The organism is Pseudomonas guangdongensis (assembly GCF_900105885.1).
GTDB lineage: Bacteria > Pseudomonadota > Gammaproteobacteria > Pseudomonadales > Pseudomonadaceae > Geopseudomonas > Geopseudomonas guangdongensis.
Genome location: NZ_LT629780.1, coordinates 151,728 through 170,057, shown reverse-complemented (window position 1 = coordinate 170,057; position 18,330 = coordinate 151,728). Strand labels below are relative to the sequence as shown.

Annotated in this window: 15 protein-coding genes and 6 tRNA genes; 20 read left to right on the top strand and 1 reads right to left on the bottom strand. The window is 68.7% G+C overall.

The features are described from left to right. Window positions 1-55: 55 nt before the first annotated feature. The 13 genes from gltX (at window position 56) to BLU22_RS00850 (ending at window position 7,893) form a co-directional block, all read left to right on the top strand. A complete protein-coding gene (gltX, locus tag BLU22_RS00910) occupies window positions 56-1,537 on the top strand; it encodes a glutamate--tRNA ligase (RefSeq protein WP_090211426.1) in 1,482 nt (493 codons plus the stop codon). A 167-nt stretch (window positions 1,538-1,704) separates the two neighbouring features. Next, a tRNA-Ala gene (locus tag BLU22_RS00905) sits at window positions 1,705-1,780 on the top strand. A gap of 45 nt (window positions 1,781-1,825) precedes the next feature. Beyond that, a tRNA-Glu gene (locus BLU22_RS00900) sits at window positions 1,826-1,901 on the top strand. A 41-nt stretch (window positions 1,902-1,942) separates the two neighbouring features. After that, window positions 1,943-2,018: transfer RNA gene (locus BLU22_RS00895), tRNA-Ala, on the top strand. Window positions 2,019-2,063: 45 nt separating this feature from the next. Then, window positions 2,064-2,139: transfer RNA gene (locus tag BLU22_RS00890), tRNA-Glu, on the top strand. A 41-nt stretch (window positions 2,140-2,180) separates the two neighbouring features. After that, window positions 2,181-2,256, top strand: a tRNA-Ala gene (locus BLU22_RS00885). 45 nt (window positions 2,257-2,301) lie between these two features. After that, window positions 2,302-2,377: transfer RNA gene (locus BLU22_RS00880), tRNA-Glu, on the top strand. Between the two features lie 247 nt (window positions 2,378-2,624). After that, window positions 2,625-3,032: a bacteriohemerythrin gene (locus BLU22_RS00875; protein ID WP_090211425.1), complete on the top strand. Its 408-nt coding sequence runs from the start codon at window positions 2,625-2,627 to the stop codon at window positions 3,030-3,032. A 69-nt stretch (window positions 3,033-3,101) separates the two neighbouring features. Then, window positions 3,102-3,794, top strand: a complete 693-nt coding sequence (pgl, locus tag BLU22_RS00870) for a 6-phosphogluconolactonase (protein ID WP_090211423.1) — start codon at window positions 3,102-3,104, stop codon at window positions 3,792-3,794. Window positions 3,795-3,894: 100 nt separating this feature from the next. Beyond that, on the top strand, window positions 3,895-5,709 hold the full coding sequence (gene edd / locus BLU22_RS00865; protein ID WP_090211422.1) for a phosphogluconate dehydratase: 1,815 nt from the start codon (window positions 3,895-3,897) through the stop codon (window positions 5,707-5,709). 2 nt (window positions 5,710-5,711) lie between these two features. After that, the gene (gene eda / locus BLU22_RS00860) at window positions 5,712-6,365 is read left to right on the top strand and encodes a bifunctional 4-hydroxy-2-oxoglutarate aldolase/2-dehydro-3-deoxy-phosphogluconate aldolase (protein ID WP_090211421.1); all 654 of its coding nucleotides are present in this window, start codon (window positions 5,712-5,714) and stop codon (window positions 6,363-6,365) included. Then, window positions 6,362-6,796: an acyl-CoA thioesterase gene (locus BLU22_RS00855; protein WP_090211419.1), complete on the top strand. Its 435-nt coding sequence runs from the start codon at window positions 6,362-6,364 to the stop codon at window positions 6,794-6,796. Before eda ends, BLU22_RS00855 begins: the two co-directional genes overlap by 4 nt. A 116-nt stretch (window positions 6,797-6,912) precedes the next feature. Further along, on the top strand, window positions 6,913-7,893 hold the full coding sequence (locus tag BLU22_RS00850; protein WP_090211417.1) for a tRNA dihydrouridine synthase: 981 nt from the start codon (window positions 6,913-6,915) through the stop codon (window positions 7,891-7,893). Window positions 7,894-8,008: 115 nt separating this feature from the next. On the opposite strand, the gene BLU22_RS00845 is transcribed toward BLU22_RS00850, so the two are convergent. Further along, window positions 8,009-8,896 carry a LysR family transcriptional regulator gene (locus BLU22_RS00845; protein ID WP_090211415.1) on the bottom strand — a complete coding sequence of 296 codons (888 nt, stop codon included), beginning with the start codon at window positions 8,894-8,896 and terminating at the stop codon, window positions 8,009-8,011. 161 nt (window positions 8,897-9,057) lie between these two features. On the opposite strand from BLU22_RS00845, the gene leuC reads away from it, so the two are divergent. The 7 genes from leuC to truA all read left to right on the top strand — a co-directional run bounded on the left by leuC (window position 9,058) and on the right by truA (window position 18,299). Beyond that, window positions 9,058-10,482: a 3-isopropylmalate dehydratase large subunit gene (gene leuC, locus BLU22_RS00840; RefSeq protein ID WP_090211414.1), complete on the top strand. Its 1,425-nt coding sequence runs from the start codon at window positions 9,058-9,060 to the stop codon at window positions 10,480-10,482. 11 nt (window positions 10,483-10,493) lie between these two features. Continuing rightward, the gene (leuD, locus tag BLU22_RS00835; RefSeq protein ID WP_090211412.1) at window positions 10,494-11,141 is read left to right on the top strand and encodes a 3-isopropylmalate dehydratase small subunit; all 648 of its coding nucleotides are present in this window, start codon (window positions 10,494-10,496) and stop codon (window positions 11,139-11,141) included. Window positions 11,142-11,247: 106 nt separating this feature from the next. Continuing rightward, window positions 11,248-12,330 carry a 3-isopropylmalate dehydrogenase gene (gene leuB, locus BLU22_RS00830; RefSeq protein ID WP_090211411.1) on the top strand — a complete coding sequence of 361 codons (1,083 nt, stop codon included), beginning with the start codon at window positions 11,248-11,250 and terminating at the stop codon, window positions 12,328-12,330. 60 nt (window positions 12,331-12,390) lie between these two features. Then, on the top strand, window positions 12,391-13,503 hold the full coding sequence (gene asd / locus BLU22_RS00825; protein WP_090211409.1) for an aspartate-semialdehyde dehydrogenase: 1,113 nt from the start codon (window positions 12,391-12,393) through the stop codon (window positions 13,501-13,503). Window positions 13,504-13,595: 92 nt separating this feature from the next. Then, complete coding sequence (locus tag BLU22_RS00820) at window positions 13,596-14,579, top strand: aspartate-semialdehyde dehydrogenase (RefSeq protein ID WP_090211407.1); 984 nt, start codon at window positions 13,596-13,598, stop codon at window positions 14,577-14,579. Window positions 14,580-14,708: 129 nt separating this feature from the next. After that, window positions 14,709-17,444 carry a FimV/HubP family polar landmark protein gene (locus BLU22_RS00815; protein ID WP_090211406.1) on the top strand — a complete coding sequence of 912 codons (2,736 nt, stop codon included), beginning with the start codon at window positions 14,709-14,711 and terminating at the stop codon, window positions 17,442-17,444. Continuing rightward, window positions 17,445-18,299 (top strand): tRNA pseudouridine(38-40) synthase TruA, encoded by an 855-nt coding sequence (truA, locus tag BLU22_RS00810; RefSeq protein WP_090211404.1) that lies wholly within the window; start codon window positions 17,445-17,447, stop codon window positions 18,297-18,299. Window positions 18,300-18,330 lie beyond the last annotated feature (31 nt).

The window sequence follows — 18,330 nt, the reverse complement described above, 5'->3', positions numbered from 1 at the left end:
GGGCGCCGTGGCTGCTACCATTTCGCCTTTGCTCAACCGCTCATTCGAGACTTCCATGACCACCGTCCGTACCCGCATCGCGCCGTCGCCCACCGGCGATCCGCACGTTGGCACCGCCTACATCGCCCTGTTCAACCTGTGCTTCGCCCGTCAGCACGGCGGCCAGTTCATCCTGCGCATCGAGGACACCGATCAGTTGCGCTCGACCCGCGAGTCCGAGCAGCAGATCTACGACGCTCTGCGCTGGCTGGGCATCGAGTGGGACGAGGGTCCGGACGTCGGCGGCCCGCACGGCCCGTACCGGCAGAGCGAGCGCGGCCACATCTACAAGCAGTATGCGAACGAACTGGTCGCCAAGGGCCATGCCTTCCCCTGCTTCTGCAGTGCCGAGCGTCTGGATGCCGTGCGTGCCGAGCAGATGGCCAACAAGGAAACCCCGCGCTACGACGGCCATTGCATGCATATCGACCCGCAGGAGGCGCAGCAGCGTATCGCCGCCGGCGAGGCGCATGTGATCCGCATGAAGGTGCCGAGCGAGGGCGTCTGCGTGGTGCCCGACCTGCTGCGCGGCGACGTGGAGATCCCGTGGGATCGCATGGACATGCAGGTGCTGATGAAGACCGACGGTCTGCCCACCTACTTCCTCGCCAACGTGGTCGACGATCACCTGATGGGCATCACCCATGTGCTGCGCGGCGAGGAGTGGCTGCCGTCGGCGCCCAAACTGATCAAGCTCTACGAGTACTTCGGCTGGGAGCAGCCCAGGCTGGTGTACATGCCGCTGCTGCGCAATCCGGACAAGTCCAAGCTGTCCAAGCGCAAGAACCCCACGTCGGTGACCTTCTACCAGCGCATGGGCTTCCTCCCCGAGGCGATGCTCAACTATCTGGGCCGCATGGGCTGGTCGATGCCGGACGAGCGCGAGAAGTTCTCCCTGGCCGAGATGATCGAGCACTTCGACGTCAGCCGCGTCTCCCTGGGCGGGCCGATCTTCGACATCGAGAAGCTGTCCTGGCTGAACGGTCAGTGGTTGCGCGAGCTGCCGGTCGAGCAGTTCGCCGCCGAAATCCAGAAATGGGCGCTCAATCCCGAGTACCTGATGCGAATCGCCCCGCATGTGCAGAACCGCGTGGAGACCTTCAGCCAGCTGGCGCCGCTGGCCGGCTTCTTCTTCATGGGCGGGGTCAGTCCCGACGCCAAGCTGTTCGAGCACAAGAAACTGTCGCCCGAACAGGTGCGCCAGGTGCTGCAGCTGGTCCTGTGGAAGCTGGAGGCGCTGCGCCAGTGGAACAAGGACAACATCACCGCGATCATCCAGAAGGTCGCCGAGCATCTCGGTCTCAAGCTGCGTGACCTGATGCCGCTGATCTTCCCGGCCATCAGCGGTCAGGCCAGCTCGGTGTCGGTGCTCGACGCGATGGAAATCCTCGGCCCCGATCTGTCCCGTTTCCGCCTGCGCCAGGCCGTCGAACTGCTCGGCGGCGTGTCGAAGAAGGAAACCAAAGAGTGGGAAAAGCTGCTGGCAGCGATCAACTGATCCGGCCAGGGGGCGGGCAGCGCTCGCCCCCTGGCATTAAGTGGTTGTTCTGCCTGCGAAAAAAAATCGGAAAAAAACCGCGAAGGTGTTGACGCTCTCGCCGAGGGTCTTTAACATTCGCCCCGCTTCACAGCGAGCCTTGCTCGGCGTGAAGCAACCACGAAAGTGGGGCTATAGCTCAGCTGGGAGAGCGCTTGCATGGCATGCAAGAGGTCGACGGTTCGATCCCGTCTAGCTCCACCAATTTCCAGCGACCTGCCGATTCAAGGCGGTTCGTACGAAGGACACGTCCCCTTCGTCTAGTGGCCTAGGACACCGCCCTTTCACGGCGGTAACAGGGGTTCGAGTCCCCTAGGGGACGCCATTTTCCAGCGCACTGCCTCGGCGGTGCAGCTCAGCAGTATCGGGGCTATAGCTCAGCTGGGAGAGCGCTTGCATGGCATGCAAGAGGTCGACGGTTCGATCCCGTCTAGCTCCACCAATTTCCAGCGACCTGCCGATTCAAGGCGGTTCGTACGAAGGACACGTCCCCTTCGTCTAGTGGCCTAGGACACCGCCCTTTCACGGCGGTAACAGGGGTTCGAGTCCCCTAGGGGACGCCATTTTCCAGCGCACTGCCTCGGCGGTGCAGCTCAGCAGTATCGGGGCTATAGCTCAGCTGGGAGAGCGCTTGCATGGCATGCAAGAGGTCGACGGTTCGATCCCGTCTAGCTCCACCAATTTCCAGCGACCTGCCGATTCAAGGCGGTTCGTACGAAGGTTACGTCCCCTTCGTCTAGTGGCCTAGGACACCGCCCTTTCACGGCGGTAACAGGGGTTCGAGTCCCCTAGGGGACGCCATATTGCTGCGCAAGCAGTCACGAAAAGGCCCCAGCGGAAACGCTGGGGCCTTTTTCGTTTTGCGTACTTTTTCGCGGTGCAGCGTGATCCCGGCTTTAGCGGTATTTCCCGTGTAATTTGTGTGGTCTAAGCTGGGGCGGCTGTCGGGCGTCCGGGTGGGGCGGCGAGTGCTGCCGAGCGCATGCGTGAAGCGTGGCTTTCCCGATGGTCGCCATTCTCACAATTGCGAGCCGGGAAGGATGCAAACATGACGTTCATGCCATGGAGCAGCGAACTGGAAGTGGGTATCGAGCTGATCGACCAGCAGCATCGCTGGCTGGTCGAGAGAACCAACTGCCTGTACGACGCGCTGTCCGTTGAAAATCCCGACCTCTCCCAGGTCGGCGAGCTGCTGGAGGGGCTGATGGACTACACCATGAACCACTTCATCGTCGAGGAGGAGCTGTTCCAGCGTCTCGGCTATCCCCAGGGCGAGGCCCACAAGGCCCAGCACGACCGCTTCACCGCGCAGATCATGGGCCTGCTGGAGCGTCACGAGTCGGGCGCTGCCAGTGGTCAGGAAACCCTTTCGCTGCTGGCCGACTGGCTGACCCACCACATTCTCAAGGTGGACAAGGCCTATGTCGAATTCTTCCGCGAGCGCGGCGAGGGCTGAGCGGCGCGCTTGCAGGCACCGGCGGATCGCGCATCATGGCGCACCGACGCGTCTGTGGAGCCTGCGACCATGTCCCCGATCGATCTTCCCCGCCTGCATTGCCATGCCGACCGCCCGAGCTGCGCCCGGGCTCTGGCGCAGGAGCTGGCCGAGCGGCTGCGTGCGGCCTTGAGTGCGCGCAGCCGCGCGCACCTGTTGCTGGCCGGCGGCCAGAGTCCGCAGGCCTTGCTGGGCGAGCTGGCGCGGGCACCGCTGGACTGGACGCGGGTCGACATTTCGCCGAGCGACGAGCGCTGGGTGCCGGTCGAGGCTCCGCAGAGCAACCTGCGCCTGCTGCGCGAAGCCCTGCCCCAGGCCCGGCTGCTCGATCCGCGTCAGGCGCCGCAGCCGGCCGCCGCAGCGCAGGCGTGGGGTGCGCAACTGGCCGAGTGGCAGCCGCTGGATGCGGTATTGCTGGGGATGGGCGAGGATGGCCATTTCGCTTCGCTGTTTCCCGGCATGCCGGGGCTGGCTGCCGCGCTGGACCCGGCAGCCGCGCCGGGCGCACTGTGCGGGCTGGCTGCGGACGAGCCGCGCCAGCGTCTGAGTGCCAACCTGTCGCTGCTGCTGCGTGGCGAGTGGCTGGGGCTGCTGGTGTTCGGCGCCGCCAAGCGGCGCCTGCTGGAAGACGCCCTGGCCGATGCCGGGGACGCCCGCGAGCTGCCGATAGGCGCGCTGTTGCGCCAGGCCGGTCGGCGCCTGCAGATCCACTGGGCGCCCTGAGCGACTGCGCCTACCCCGGACGGCCTGATAGACTGGCGACCTCAACAGCGATTGCCTGGGGCGCGCCGACCGGCCCGCTACAGGCTGCCGAGGAATCCCCATGCTCCATCCCGTCGTCGAGGCCGTCACCGCGCGCATCGCCGCGCGCTCGGCCGAACGCCGCGCGCGCTATCTGGCGCGCCTGGACGAAGCCGCCGCCCGCGAGCCGCGCCGGCACATCGGCTGCTCCAACCTGGCCCACGCGCTGGCCGCGCAGCCCCGCGACGCGCAGCTGATCATGCGCCAGGGCGGCTCGCCGCACATCGCCATCGTCTCCAGCTACAACGACCTACTCTCCGCCCACCAGCCGCTGCTGGGCTATCCCGAACAGCTCAAAGCTGCCCTGGCCCGGGTCGGCGCCACCGCGCAGTTCGCCGCCGGGGTGCCGGCGATGTGCGACGGCATCACCCAGGGCGAGGCGGGCATGCAGCTGTCGCTGTTCTCCCGCGACCTGATCGCCCAGGCCGCCGCCATCGGCCTGACCCACGGCATCTTCGACGGCGGCCTGTACCTGGGCGTGTGCGACAAGATTGTCCCGGGCCTGTTGATCGGCGCGCTGCGCTTCGGCCACCTGCCGGCGGTGTTCGTGCCGGCGGGGCCGATGCCCTCGGGACTGTCCAACAGCGAGAAGGCCGCGGTACGCCAGCGCTACGCGCGCGGCGAGGCGAGCCGCGAGGAGCTGCTCGAGGCCGAGCTGGGCGCCTACCACGCAGCGGGCACCTGCACTTTCTACGGCACCGCCAACACCAACCAGCTGCTGATGGAGGCCATGGGCCTGCACGTGCCGGGCAGCGCCTTTGCGCCGCCGGAGTCAACGTTGCGCCCGCACCTCACCGCCGAGGCGGCGCGCCTGGTGGCGCGCAACAGTCGCCAGGGCGAACGCTGGCTGCCGCTAGGCCGCCAGGTCGATGCGCGGGTGCTGGTCAACGCCGTGGCCGCGCTGCTGGCCAGCGGCGGCTCGACCAACCACGGCCTGCACCTGCCGGCCATCGCCCGCGCCGCCGGCTTCGAGCTGCTTTGGGAAGATTTCGCCGCGCTGTCCAAGGTGGTGCCGCTGCTCGCCCGCGTCTATCCCAACGGCAAGGCCGACGTGAACCAGTTCCAGGCTGCCGGCGGCCCGGCGTGGATCATCCGCGAGTTGCTCGGCGGCGGCTTGTTGCACGGCGATGTGGCGACCGTGGTCGGCGAGAGTCTGGCCGACTACGCCCGCGAGCCCTGGCTGGACGCCGGCCGACTGGCCTGGCGCGAGCTGCCGGCGCAGAGTTCGGCGCCGGACATCGTCCGCCCGCTGGTCGAGCCCTTCGCCCCCGAAGGCGGCCTGGTGCTGCTCTCCGGCAACCTCGGCCGCGCCCAGCTGAAGACCTCGGCGGTCGATCCGGCGCACTGGCGGGTGCGCGCGCCGGCGCGGGTGTTCGACAGCGAGGCAGCGGTGCAGCGGGCCTACCAGGCTGGAGAATTGCAGGGCGATCTGGTGCTGGTGGTGCGCTTCCAGGGCCCGCGGGCCAACGGCATGCCCGAACTGCACAAGCTGATGCCGCTCTTGGCCAACCTGCAGGCGGCCGGGCAGCAGGTCGCGCTGGTCACCGACGGCCGGCTGTCCGGCGCTTCCGGCCAGGTGCCGGCGGCGCTGCACCTGACTCCCGAGGCCGCCGCCGGCGGGCCGCTGGCCCGGCTGCGCGACGGCGATGTTGTCGAGCTGGATGCCGCGCGCGGCGTGCTGGCCGTCGAGGTAGAGGAAGGCGAGTGGGGCACGCGCGCGCCTGCCGGGCTGGGTCAGGCGCAGGCCGTCGGTTATGGCCTGGAGCTGTTCAATCTGCAACGTCGGCTGGCCGGGCCGGCAGACACTGGTGGTTCGATCCTGGACTGGGAGGAGTGAAGATGGTGCTGACGATGGATGATGTGCTCAAGCGCGCCCGCCCGGTCCTGCCGGTGCTGGTGATCGAGGATGCCGGCCTCGCGGTCGATCTGGCCCGTGCGCTGTATGCCGGCGGCATCGAAGTGCTGGAAGTGACCCTGCGCACTCCGCGCGCGCTGGAGGCGCTGGCGGCGATCCGTCAGGCGCTGCCGGAGCTGCTGGTCGGCGCCGGCACGGTGATCCATGCCGGCCAGTTCCGCGAGGCGCAGGAAGCCGGCGCGCAGTTCGCGGTCAGTCCCGGTTGCACCGAGCGGCTGGCCGATGCGGCGGACGCGGTCGGGATGCCCTGGCTGCCGGGAGTGATGACCCCCTCCGAGGTGCTGTTCGCCATCGAGAAGGGTTACCGCTCGCTGAAGCTGTTCCCGGCCAACGGCGAGGCCAGCGTGAAGATGCTGAAAAGCTTCAAGGAGCCGTTCAGCGGCATCCGCTTCTGCCCGACCGGCGGCATCACCGCCGACAACCTGCTGACCTTCCTGCGCCTGCCCAACGTCGCCTGCGTCGGCGGTACCTGGATCGCGCCGAGCAGCCTGGTGCGCGCCCGCGCCTGGGACCAGATCGCCCAGCGCGCGGCCGAAGCCTGCGCACTGGCCGCCAGCCTGGAAGCCGGCGCGGCATGAGCTGGCGACGCCCGGCGCCCTTCGTGCTGGACATCGAGGTCGGCGCCGAACATCTCGACGAGTTCGCCCACGTCAACAACGTGGTCTACGTCGGCTGGCTGGAGCAGTGCGCCTGGGCGCACTCGCGCGCGCTGGGGCTGGGGCTCGACGAGTTCCTGCGCCTGGATCGCGGCATGCTGGTGGTGCGCCACGAGATCGACTATCTGGCCGCCGCCCGCGAGGGCGAGCGCCTCGAACTGGGTACCTGGATCGTCGAGTGCGATGGCCGGCTGAGCCTCAGTCGGGAGTTCCAGCTGCGCCGCCCGGCCGACGACGTCACCCTGCTGCGCGCACGGACCCGCTTCGTCTGCGCCGAACTGTCCAGCGGCAGGCCGCGGCGCCTGCCGGCGGAGTTCGTCGAGCGTTACGGCCGGGCGCTGGTGAAGGCCTGACAGGCTGCGCCCTGCGCACCGGCGGAGCTTCCTGCGGCCGTGATGGTGTGTGGCGCACCCTGCGGCCAGGCCGGCTTGTTAGAATCCGCCCCCGTTTTTTCTCCGAGAGTCTTCCCGTGCAGATTGCCCTGGCGCCCATGGAGGGGCTGGTCGATGAAATCCTCCGCGAGCTGCTGACCGAGGTCGGCGGCGTCGACTGGTGCGTCAGCGAGTTCGTCCGTGTCTGCGACCGCCTGCTGCCGCTGGCCAGCTTCCGCAAGCTGGCGCCCGAGCTAGACCACGGCTGGCGTACTGCCAGCGGCACGCCGATGCGCCTGCAGTTGCTCGGCTCCGATCCGGCCTGTCTGGCCGACAACGCCGCCTTTGCCGCCGAGCTTGGCGCGCCGGTGGTCGACCTCAACTTCGGCTGCCCGGCCAAGACGGTGAACAAGTCGCGCGGCGGCGCGGTGCTGCTCAAGGAACCGGAGCTGCTGCATGCCATCGTCCGCGCAGTGCGTCGCGGCCTGCCGGCCGAGGTACCGGTCACCGCGAAGATGCGCCTGGGCTACGACAGTCCGGACGGTGCGCTGGACTGCGCCCGCGCCCTGGCCGAAGGCGGTGCCGCCATGCTGGTGGTGCACGCGCGCACCAAGCTCGACGGCTACAAGCCGCCGGCGCACTGGGAGTGGGTGGCGCGGGTGCAGGAGGTGGTCGACATCCCGGTCTATGCCAACGGCGAGATCTGGACGGTCGACGACTGGCGGCGCTGCCGTGAGGTCAGCGGGGCGGACAACATCATGCTGGGGCGCGGGCTGGTGTCGCGTCCCGATCTGGCCCGGCAGATCGCCGCCGCCGAAGCCGGACGCGAACCGGCCCCGCTGGGCTGGGACGAGCTGCAGCCGCTGCTGCAGCTGTTCTGGCGCAAGGCGCGGCAGAAGCTGGCGCCGCGCTACGCGCCGGGGCGGCTCAAGCAGTGGCTGGCGATGCTGACGCGCAGCTATCCCGAGGCGCAGGCCTTGTTCGACAGCATTCGCCGTGACAACGATTGCGCGCGGCTGGATGCGCTGTTCGGCCTGCGCGCCGAGGAACTGGCGCGGCCGGAAGCCATTCCCGCATAGGGTGGGTCAGGCCCGCAGGCCGTAACCCACCGACCGGACCGCAGGCTCGGTGCTTTCGCAATGCGCGACCTTGCGGTCGCGATGGTGGGTTACGCCGCTGTGCGGCTAACCCACCCTACGCAACCTGCTCCTCTGCGCCCGCTGCATCCAGCAGTGCCATGAACGCCCGCGCCGCGTTGGACAGGGTGCGCTCGGTGTGCACGATGTAGCCGAGCTGGCGGCTCAGCTGGATGCCTTCCAGCGGCAAGCGCTTCACCTGCTCGTCGAGCATGGTGCGCGGCAGCACGCTCCAGGCGATGCCGATCGACACCAGCATCTTGATGGTCTCCAGGTAGTTGGTGCTCATGCTGACGTTGGGCCTGAGCCCGGCCTGCTCGAACAGGCCCTGGACGATATGGTGGGTGAAGGTGTTCTCGCCGGGGAACACAGCCGCATGGCGCGCCACCTCGGCCAGGCTCACCGGCCCGCCGTGGGCCAGCGGGTGCTCGGGGGCGGCGACGAAGTCCAGCGGATCATCCCACACCGGCACCGCGCGCACCGGCGCGGCGGTATGCGGGGCGAGGGTGATCACCGCCAGCTCGGTGCGCCCGTGCAGCACTTCTTCATAGGCCACCTCCGAGTCGAGAAAGCGGATGTCCAGCGCCACCTGCGGGTGGGCGCGGGTGAAGGCGCGCAGCAGGGGAGGGAGCCGATGCAGGCCGATATGGTGGCTGGTGGCCAGGGTCAGCCGGCCGCCGATGGCGCCGCTCAGGTTGCTCAGCGCGCGGCGGGTGTCGTCCAGCACGCTGCGGACCTGGCGGGCGCGCGGCAGCAGGGCGCGGCCGGCCTCGGTCAGGCTGACCTCGCGGCCGATGCGGTCGAACAGCCGGGCGTCGAGCTGTTGCTCCAGGGCGGCGATGCGCTTGCTGATCGCCGGCTGGGTCAGGTGCAGGCGCTCGCCGGCGGCCGAGAAGCTGCCGGTTTCGGCGATGGCGATGAAGGTGTCGAGGCTGGCCAGATCCATGTTCGGATTCCGTATGGTTATCCAAAGCATGAAAAATATGAATTTGCTTCATCGGTGGCAAGCCCCTAGGATCGACCGCACAAGCCCTGTGGGCATAGGAGGGCGGGCAGGCGCAAGCCGCACCGACCTCCACCTACGTAACCACCGATGAGGAATTCCCCGTGGCCGGCAAGACGCTTTACGACAAGCTCTGGGACATGCACCTGGTCAAGCAGCGCGACGATGGTTCGGCGCTGATCTACATCGACCGCCAGATCCTCCACGAAGTGACCTCGCCGCAGGCCTTCGAGGGCCTGCGCCTGGCCGGGCGCAAGCCGTGGCGCGTCGACGCCAACATCGCCACCCCGGACCACAACGTGCCGACCACCAAGGCCGAGCGCCAGGGCGGCCTGGAGTCGATCCACGACGAGGTGTCGCGCCTGCAGGTGCAGACCCTCGACGAGAACTGCGACGACTTCGGCATCCTCGAATTCAAGATGAACGACGTGCGCCAGGGCATCGTCCACGTGGTCGGCCCGGAGCAGGGCGCCACCCTGCCGGGCATGACCGTGGTCTGCGGCGACTCGCACACCTCCACCCACGGCGCCTTCGGCGCGCTGGCCCACGGCATCGGCACCTCCGAGGTCGAGCATGTGCTGGCGACCCAGTGCCTGGTGGCGAAGAAGATGAAGAACATGCGGGTGAACGTGGAGGGCCAACTGCCCGCCGGCGTCACCGCCAAGGACATCGTGCTGGCGATCATCGGCAAGATCGGCACCGCCGGCGGCAACGGCCATGCCCTGGAGTTCGCCGGCAGCGCGATCCGCGACCTGTCGATGGAAGGCCGCATGACCATCTGCAACATGGCCATCGAGGCCGGCGCGCGCGTCGGTCTGGTCGCCGTCGACGAGAAGACCATCGCCTACGTCGAAGGCCGCACCTTCGCGCCCAAGGGCGCCGACTGGGATGCCGCCGTGGCGCAGTGGCAGGGCCTGGTGTCCGACGCCGACGCCCACTTCGACACCGTGGTCGAGCTGAAGGCCGAAGAGATCAAGCCGCAGGTCAGCTGGGGCACCTCGCCGGAGATGGTGCTGCCGGTCGATGCGACCGTGCCGAACCCTGCCAACGAGGCCGATCCGGTCAAGCGCGACTCCATCGTTCGCGCGCTCAAGTACATGGGCCTGACCGCCGACCAGCCGATTACCACCATCAAGCTGGACCGCGTGTTCATCGGTTCCTGCACCAACTCGCGCATCGAGGACCTGCGTGCCGCCGCCGAGGTGGCCAAGGGTCGCAAGGTCGCCGCCACCGTCAAGCAGGCGCTGGTGGTGCCGGGCTCCGGCCTGGTCAAGGCGCAGGCCGAGGCCGAGGGGCTGGACAAGATCTTCATCGAGGCGGGTTTCGAGTGGCGCGAGCCGGGCTGCTCCATGTGCCTGGCGATGAACCCGGACCGCCTGGAGAGCGGCGAGCACTGCGCTTCCACCTCCAACCGCAACTTCGAGGGCCGTCAGGGCGCCGGTGGCCGTACCCACCTGGTCAGCCCGGCCATGGCCGCCGCCGCCGCGGTGACCGGTCACTTCGTCGATGTGCGCGAGCTGCTGAACTGAGGATTGCCTGAATGAAAGCCTTTACCCAACACACCGGCCTGGTCTGCCCGCTGGATCGCGCCAACGTCGACACCGACCAGATCATTCCCAAGCAGTTCCTGAAATCCATCAAGCGCACCGGCTTCGGCCCCAACCTGTTCGACGAGTGGCGCTACCTGGACGTCGGCCAGCCGAACCAGGACTGCTCGCAGCGTCCGGTCAACCAGGACTTCGTGCTGAATTTCCCGCGCTACCAGGGCGCCAGCGTGTTGCTGGCCCGCGAGAACTTCGGCTGCGGATCAAGCCGCGAGCACGCCCCGTGGGCGCTCGAGGAATACGGCTTCCGCACCATCATCGCGCCGAGCTACGCCGACATCTTCTTCAACAACAGCTTCAAGAACGGCCTGCTGCCGATCATCCTGGCGGAGGCCGAAGTCGACGAGCTGTTCCAGCAGTGCGAGGCGAGCGAGGGCTACCAGCTGACCGTCGACCTGGCCGCGCAGACCGTGACCCGTCCGGACGGCAAGGTGCTGTCCTTCGAGATCGATCCGTTCCGCAAGCACTGCCTGCTCAACGGCCTGGACGACATCGGCCTGACCCTGCAGGACGCCGACGCGATCCGCGCCTTCGAGGCCAAGCACCAGCAGAGCAGCCCCTGGCTGTTCGGCGCGATCAAGTAAGCGAGAACATGCGCAGGGTGGAAAACCGCGCAGCGTTTTCCACCACAGAGTTCCGGTGGATAAGGCCGCTGGCCGTTATCCACCCTACAGAAGATAGAGGGATGCAATGAGCAAGCAGATTCTGGTTCTCCCGGGCGACGGTATCGGTCCGGAAATCGTCGCCGAAGCGGTCAAGGTGCTGGAAGTCGCCAACGACAAGTACCAGCTGGGCTTCGAGCTGAGCTACGACGAACTGGGCGGCGCCGCCGTCGACAAGTACGGCGTGCCGCTGGCCGACGAGACCCTGGAGCGCGCCCGCGCCGCCGACGCCATCCTGCTCGGCGCCGTCGGCGGTCCGAAGTGGGACACCATCGACCCGGCGATCCGCCCCGAGCGCGGCCTGCTGAAGATCCGCTCGCAGCTGGGCCTGTTCGGCAACCTGCGCCCGGCGCTGCTCTACCCGCAGCTGGCCGCGGCCTCCAGCCTCAAGCCGGAAATCGTCGCCGGCTTGGACATCCTCATCGTTCGCGAGCTGACCGGCGGCATCTACTTCGGCCAGCCGCGCGAGAGCAAGGTGCTGGAGAACGGCGAGCGCATGGCCTACGACACCCTGCCCTACAGCGAGAGCGAGATCCGCCGCATCGCCAAGGTCGGTTTCGACATGGCCATGGTGCGCGGCAAGAAGCTGTGCTCGGTGGACAAGGCCAACGTGCTGGCCTCCAGCCAGCTGTGGCGCGCGGTGGTCGAGGAAGTCGCCAAGGACTACCCGGAAGTCGAGCTGTCGCACATGTACGTCGACAACGCCGCCATGCAGCTGGTGCGCGCGCCCAAGCAGTTCGACGTGATGGTCACCGACAACATGTTCGGCGACATCCTCTCCGACGAAGCCTCGATGCTCACCGGCTCGATCGGCATGCTGCCGTCGGCTTCGCTGGACGCCAACAACAAGGGCATGTACGAGCCGTGCCACGGTTCGGCGCCGGATATCGCCGGCAAGGGCATCGCCAACCCGCTGGCGACCATCCTCTCGGTGTCGATGATGCTGCGCTACAGCTTCGCTCAGGTCGAGGCGGCCAACGCCATCGAGCAGGCGGTCAGCGTCGTGCTGGACCAGGGCTTGCGCACCGGCGATATCTGGTCGGAAGGCTGCCAGAAGGTCGGTACCCGCGAGATGGGCGATGCGGTAGTCGCCGCGCTGCGTAATCTGTAAGCTGTCCGGGCGCCGTCCCGTCGCGGGCGGCCCCACTTTTTCGAGAAAGGTGTAGTTGCGATGAAGCGTGTTGGTCTTGTCGGTTGGCGCGGTATGGTGGGTTCCGTGCTCATGCAGCGAATGCTGGAAGAGCGCGATTTCGACCTGATCGAACCGGTGTTCTTCACCACCTCCAACGTGGGTGGTCAGGGCCCGGCGATCGGCAAGGACATTGCCCCGCTCAAGGATGCCTACAGCATCGACGAGTTGAAGACCCTCGACGTGATCCTCACCTGCCAGGGTGGCGACTACACCAGCGAAGTGTTCCCCAAGCTGCGCGAAGCCGGCTGGCAGGGCTACTGGATCGACGCCGCCTCCAGCCTGCGCATGGCCGATGATTCGGTGATCGTCCTCGATCCGGTCAATCGCAAGGTCATCGACCAGTCGCTGGACAACGGCGGCAAGAACTTCATCGGCGGCAACTGCACCGTCAGCCTGATGCTGATGGCCCTGGGCGGTCTCTATGAGGCCGGTCTGGTCGAGTGGATGAGCGCCATGACCTACCAGGCAGCAAGCGGTGCCGGTGCGCAGAACATGCGCGAGCTGATCAAGCAGATGGGCGCGATCCACGCCGGCGTTGCCGACGATCTGGCCAACCCGGCCAGCGCCATCCTCGACATCGACCGCAAGGTCGCCGAGCTGCAGCGCGGCAGCGACTTCCCGGTGGACAACTTCGGCGTGCCGCTGGCCGGCAGCCTGATCCCCTACATCGACAAGGAACTGCCCAACGGGCAGAGCCGCGAAGAGTGGAAGGCCCAGGCCGAGACCAACAAGATCCTCGGTCGCAACAAGAGCCCGATCCCGGTGGACGGCATCTGCGTGCGGGTCGGCGCGATGCGCTGCCACAGCCAGGCGCTGACCATCAAGCTGAACAAGGACGTGCCGATGGCCGACATCGAGGGCCTGATCAGCCAGCACAACCCCTGGGTCAAGCTGGTGCCCAACCAGCGCGAAGCCAGCATGCGCGAGCTGAGCCCGACCGCCGTCACCGGCACCCTCAGCGTGCCGGTCGGTCGTCTGCGCAAGCTCAACATGGGTTCGCAATACCTCGGCGCTTTCACCGTCGGCGACCAGCTGCTGTGGGGCGCGGCCGAGCCGCTGCGGCGCATGTTGCGCATCCTGCTGGAACGCTGATCGCCAGTTCCGTCCGCGTCGAATCCAGAACCCGCCACGGCGGGTTCTGTCGTTTCCGCTGTTGCCTCCTTCCCTGATACCGGAGTTTCCCGATGAACCGCACCTTCGACATCGCCGTGATCGGCGCCACCTCGCTGGTTGGCGAGGCCCTGCTCGAACTGCTCGACGAGCGCGAGTTTCCGGTGGGCAAACTGACTGCCCTGGCCTGCGACGAGGCCATCGGTCAGGTGGCGAGCTTCCGCGAGCGTAACCTGCGGGTGCGGGCGCTGGATGCGTTCGACCTGACCGACGTGGCGCTGGTGTTCGTCCTCGAACCCCTGGCCCCTGCGCAGCGCGCGCGCATCGAGGCGGCCGGGTGCGCCCTGGTCGACCTGAGCGGCGCACCCGGCAGCACGCCTTGCGTGGCTGCGCAGGCCAATCCGCAGGCGCTGGTCGGCCGACAGGTGCGTGCGCCGCTGCCGGCGGTGGTGGCGCTGGCCGAGGTGCTGGCGCCGCTGGCCGGGCTGCTGGCGCTGCGGCGGGTGACGCTCACCGCCTGCCTGGCGGTCTCCGCCCACGGGCGCGAGGGCATCGAGGAGCTGGCCCGGCAGACCGCCCAGCTGCTCAATGCCCGCCCGCTGGAGCCCGGAATGTTCGGTCGGCAGATCGCCTTCAACCTGCTGGCGGCGAGCGGCGCCGAGGAAGACGGTCACGGGGTCGACGAGCGCCGCCTGGCCGGCGAGTTGCGCGAGGTGCTGGCACTGCCCGAGCTGCCGGTGGCGGCGACCTGCGTTCAGGCACCGGTGTTCTTCGGCGACAGCCTAGCGGTCAGCCTGCAGTGCGCCGCGCCGGTCGATCTGGAGGCGGTGGAACGCTGCCTGGATACGGCGCCGGGGGTGGAGCGCATCGAGGCCGGCGACTGGCCGACCGCGGTGGGCGATGCGGTGGGGCAGGAGAGCGTGTATGTCGGCCGCTTGCGCCGGGGCCTGCACGATCCCTGCCAGCTCGATTTGTGGATTGTGTCGGATAACGTGCGCAAAGGCGCGGCGCTCAACGCCGTGCAGTTGGCGGAGTTGTTGCTTAACCCCCGGCCGTAAAAGATACTGGCGCGAAATCTTGCCGGCCGAGCCCGCAGGTTGTGCATCGCAGTCGCCCCGCCGGGTGCCGTGCCACCTGTGGCGCCTTGGCGTGCAGGGCGGGGACTGAAAGAGAAAAGGACCAAATCTATGCTTCGGGTTCGCAAACTGGTGCTGGCCGTTGCCGCTGCCTCGGCGTTGACTTCCGGCCTGGCGCACGCGCTGGGTCTGGGCGAGATTGCGCTGAAGTCCGCGCTGGATCAGCCGCTGGAGGCGGAAATCGAGCTGCTGGATGTGCGCGGCCTGCAAGTCGCCGAGCTGCGCTCGGCGCTGGCCTCGGTGGAGGAGTTCGGCAAGGTCGGCATCGACCGTCCGTACTTCCTCACCGGCCTCAAGTTCACCCCGGTGGTGCAGGCCAACGGGCGCAGCGTGATCCGCGTCACCTCCGACAAGCCGGTGCGCGAGCCCTACCTGAACTTCCTGGTCGAGGTGCTGTGGCCCAATGGTCGCCTGCTGCGCGAGTACACCGTGCTGCTCGACCCGCCGCTGTATGCTCCCGCCGCAGCGGCCGCGCTGCCCAGCCTGCCGGTGGCCACCGCGGCCGCCCCGCTGCCTGCGGCGCAACCCGTGCAGCGCGCTGCGCCGGTCGCTGCGCCGGCACCGACTCCTGTCCCCGTTGCCGCCGCGCGCCCCCCGCTGTCTGCGCCTGTGCCGCCCCGCCAGTCCCAGGCCGCACCCCCGGTCGCGCGTCCGGCGCCGGTGCTGCGCGCCGAGGCTGCGCCCGCATCCGTGCCCGCCAGCGACCGCTATCGCACCGGTCGCGACGATACCCTGTGGAAGATCGCGGCCCGGGTCCGGCCGAGCGCTGCGGTGTCGGTACACCAGACCATGCTGGCCCTGCAGGAGCTCAACCCGCAGGCCTTCGTCGGCGGCAACATCAACCGCCTGAAAGCCGGCCAGGTGCTGCGTCTGCCCGACGAGCAGCAGATCCGCGGACGTAGCCAGGCCGAGGCGCTCGCCGAGGTGGAACGCCAGAACGTCGCCTGGCGCGACGGGCGTGGCCAGCCGGCCGCGGTTGCCCGCCAGCTCGATGCCACCGGCCGCGCCCAGCCGGCCGAGCCCGCGACCCTCGCACCGGCAACCGACAAGTTGCGCCTGCTGTCGGCCGACAGCGGCACGGCGACCCGCGGCAGCGACAAGGGCGCCGCGCAGGGCGGAGCCGGCCTGACCGACAAGCTGGCGCTGGCCGAGGAGCAACTGGCGACCGCGAGCCGCGAGAATCAGGAACTCAACGAGCGTCTCGGCGAGCTGCAGAGCCAGCTGGACAAGCTGCAGCGGCTGATCGAACTGAAGAATGCGCAGCTGGCCCGCCTGCAGGGCACCCAGGGCGAGGCCGAGGCGTCCGAGCCGCCGGCCGGCGCGCTGACCACCCTGGCCGAGGTCGCCGCCGCGCCGCCGGCCGAAGGCGCTGCGGCAACGTCGCCTGCCGACGCCGCCGGGCCTGCAGCGGGTGCCGCGACGATCGCGGAGAGCGAGCCGGCTCCCGGCGAGGCTGCCGCCGTCGCCGAGCCGGCCAAGGCCGTCGCGCCGGACGCCGCCAGCATGCCGTCCGCAGAAGCTCCGCAACTGCTCGACGAACTGCTGGCCAATCCGAACCTGCTGGCTGCCGGTGGCGGCGCTCTGGCCCTGCTGCTGGCGCTCGGGCTGATCGCCGCCCGCCGCCGCGCGCAGCGCGGCGCCAGTCTGGAGGCTGACGACGAGCCGGCCGAGCTGGCCGGTGTCGGCGCGCTGTCGGCGCTGGACTCCGCTCCCGCGGTGGCGGGCGCGGCTGTCGGGGCCGCTGAGGATCGGGTGCTGGCCGAGGCCGAGCAGGCCATCGCCTACGGTCGCTTTACCCAGGCAGCGGAGCTGCTGCGCGCTGCGCTCGACGAGCAGCCGCAGCGCAGCGACCTGCGGCTGAAACTCATGGAAGTCTGTGCCGAAATGGGCGATCGCGACGGCTTCGTCCGCGAGGAAGCCGAACTGCGCGAGACCGGTGGCGCTCAGGCGCAGGTCGAACAGCTGCGGAGCCGCTACCCGTCGATGACTGCGTTCGCCGCAGCCGGCATGGCCGCAGCGGGCGTCGCAGCGGCCGCGGCGGAGCCCGATGCCGCTGCCGAGCTGGGCGAGCTTGGGCTGGATGCCTTGAGCTTCGAAATGCCCGCGAGCGAGGCGCCGGCCAGTTCGGACGACGCTCCACCCGCCATCGAGCTGACCCTGGACGATCTGCAGGCCGATCTCGAGCGCGATCTGGCGCCGGGCGGCAACGCCGCGGATCTTGCTCGGGACGGCGATGCCGCGGCACTGCAGGAGATCGACTTCGAACTGGATCTCGATGCGCTGATGCTCGACGACAACCCACAGTCTGTGCCGGCTGCCGCGGGTGCGGCGCTGCTGCCCGAGCAGGTCGAGCCGGAGCTTCCGGAGATGGCTGAGCCGCTGAGCCTCGACATCGAACTGCCCGTTCTCGCAGAGGAGTCCGCGGTGCAGGAGACGCTGGCCGGTGACGGGCTGGACGACCTGCAGGCCGTCGATGCGGAGCTGGATGCGGCATTCGATGCCTTCATGGCCCACGCCGCCCAGGCGGACGCCATGGCGCCTGCGCCGCAGAGCGGCCGCGCCACGCTTGACGACCTGCAGTTCGACCTGTCGGCTGCGCCCCTGGGCGAGAGCGATCTCGATCTGCCCACCGATGCCGACGAGGCGGCGACCAAGCTGGAGCTGGCGCGCGTCTACCTCGACATGGGCGACGTCGAAGGCGCCCGTGACATTCTCGACGAGGTGCTCCGGGAAGGGAGTGCCGCCCAGCAGCAGGAAGCCCGCGAACTGATCGGACGCATGACCTGAATGATCCCAGAGCAATACCCTTCCACGACGGCAGCCGAAAGGGCTGCCGTCGGCTTTTCCAGAATCGCCCTCGGCGTTGAATACAAGGGAGCCCGCTATCGCGGCTGGCAGCGCCAGGAGTCCGGCGTGCCCACCGTGCAGGGCTTTCTCGAACAGGCGCTGTCGCGGGTGGCCGCCGAGCCGGTGTCGCTGATGTGCGCCGGACGTACCGACGCCGCGGTGCACGCCAGCGGCCAGGTGGTGCATTTCGATACCCGGGTGGAGCGACCGCTCAAGGCCTGGGTGATGGGCGCCAATGCCAACCTGCCGGCGGACATCAGCGTGACCTGGGCGAAGGTGATGCCGGCCGATTTCCATGCGCGTTTCTCCGCGATGGCACGCCGCTATCGCTATGTCATCTATAACGACCCGGTGCGCCCGGCGCATCTGGCCGAGGAGGTGACCTGGAACCACCGGCCGCTGGATGCCGCGCGCATGGCCGTCGCCGCCAGGGCGCTGGTCGGCACCCACGACTTCACCTCGTTCCGCGCCGTGCAGTGCCAGGCCAAGTCGCCGATCAAGACCCTGCACCACCTGCGGGTCATCGAGCATGGGCGGTTCATCGTGCTGGATATCCGCGCCAATGCCTTCCTCCACCATATGGTGCGCAACATCGCCGGCGTGCTGATGAGCATCGGCGCCGGCGAGCGCGAGCCCGGCTGGGCCGGCGAGGTGCTGGCGGCGCGCGACCGTCGCCAGGGCGGGGTCACCGCCCACCCCTACGGCCTGTATCTGGTCCGGGTCGAATACCCCGAACCCTTCCGCCTGCCCGAGCGTTACCTGGGGCCGCACTTCCTGTCCGCCCTCGACGATTGAAGGGGGGCGGGCGTCTGGCTGATCGCGGAGC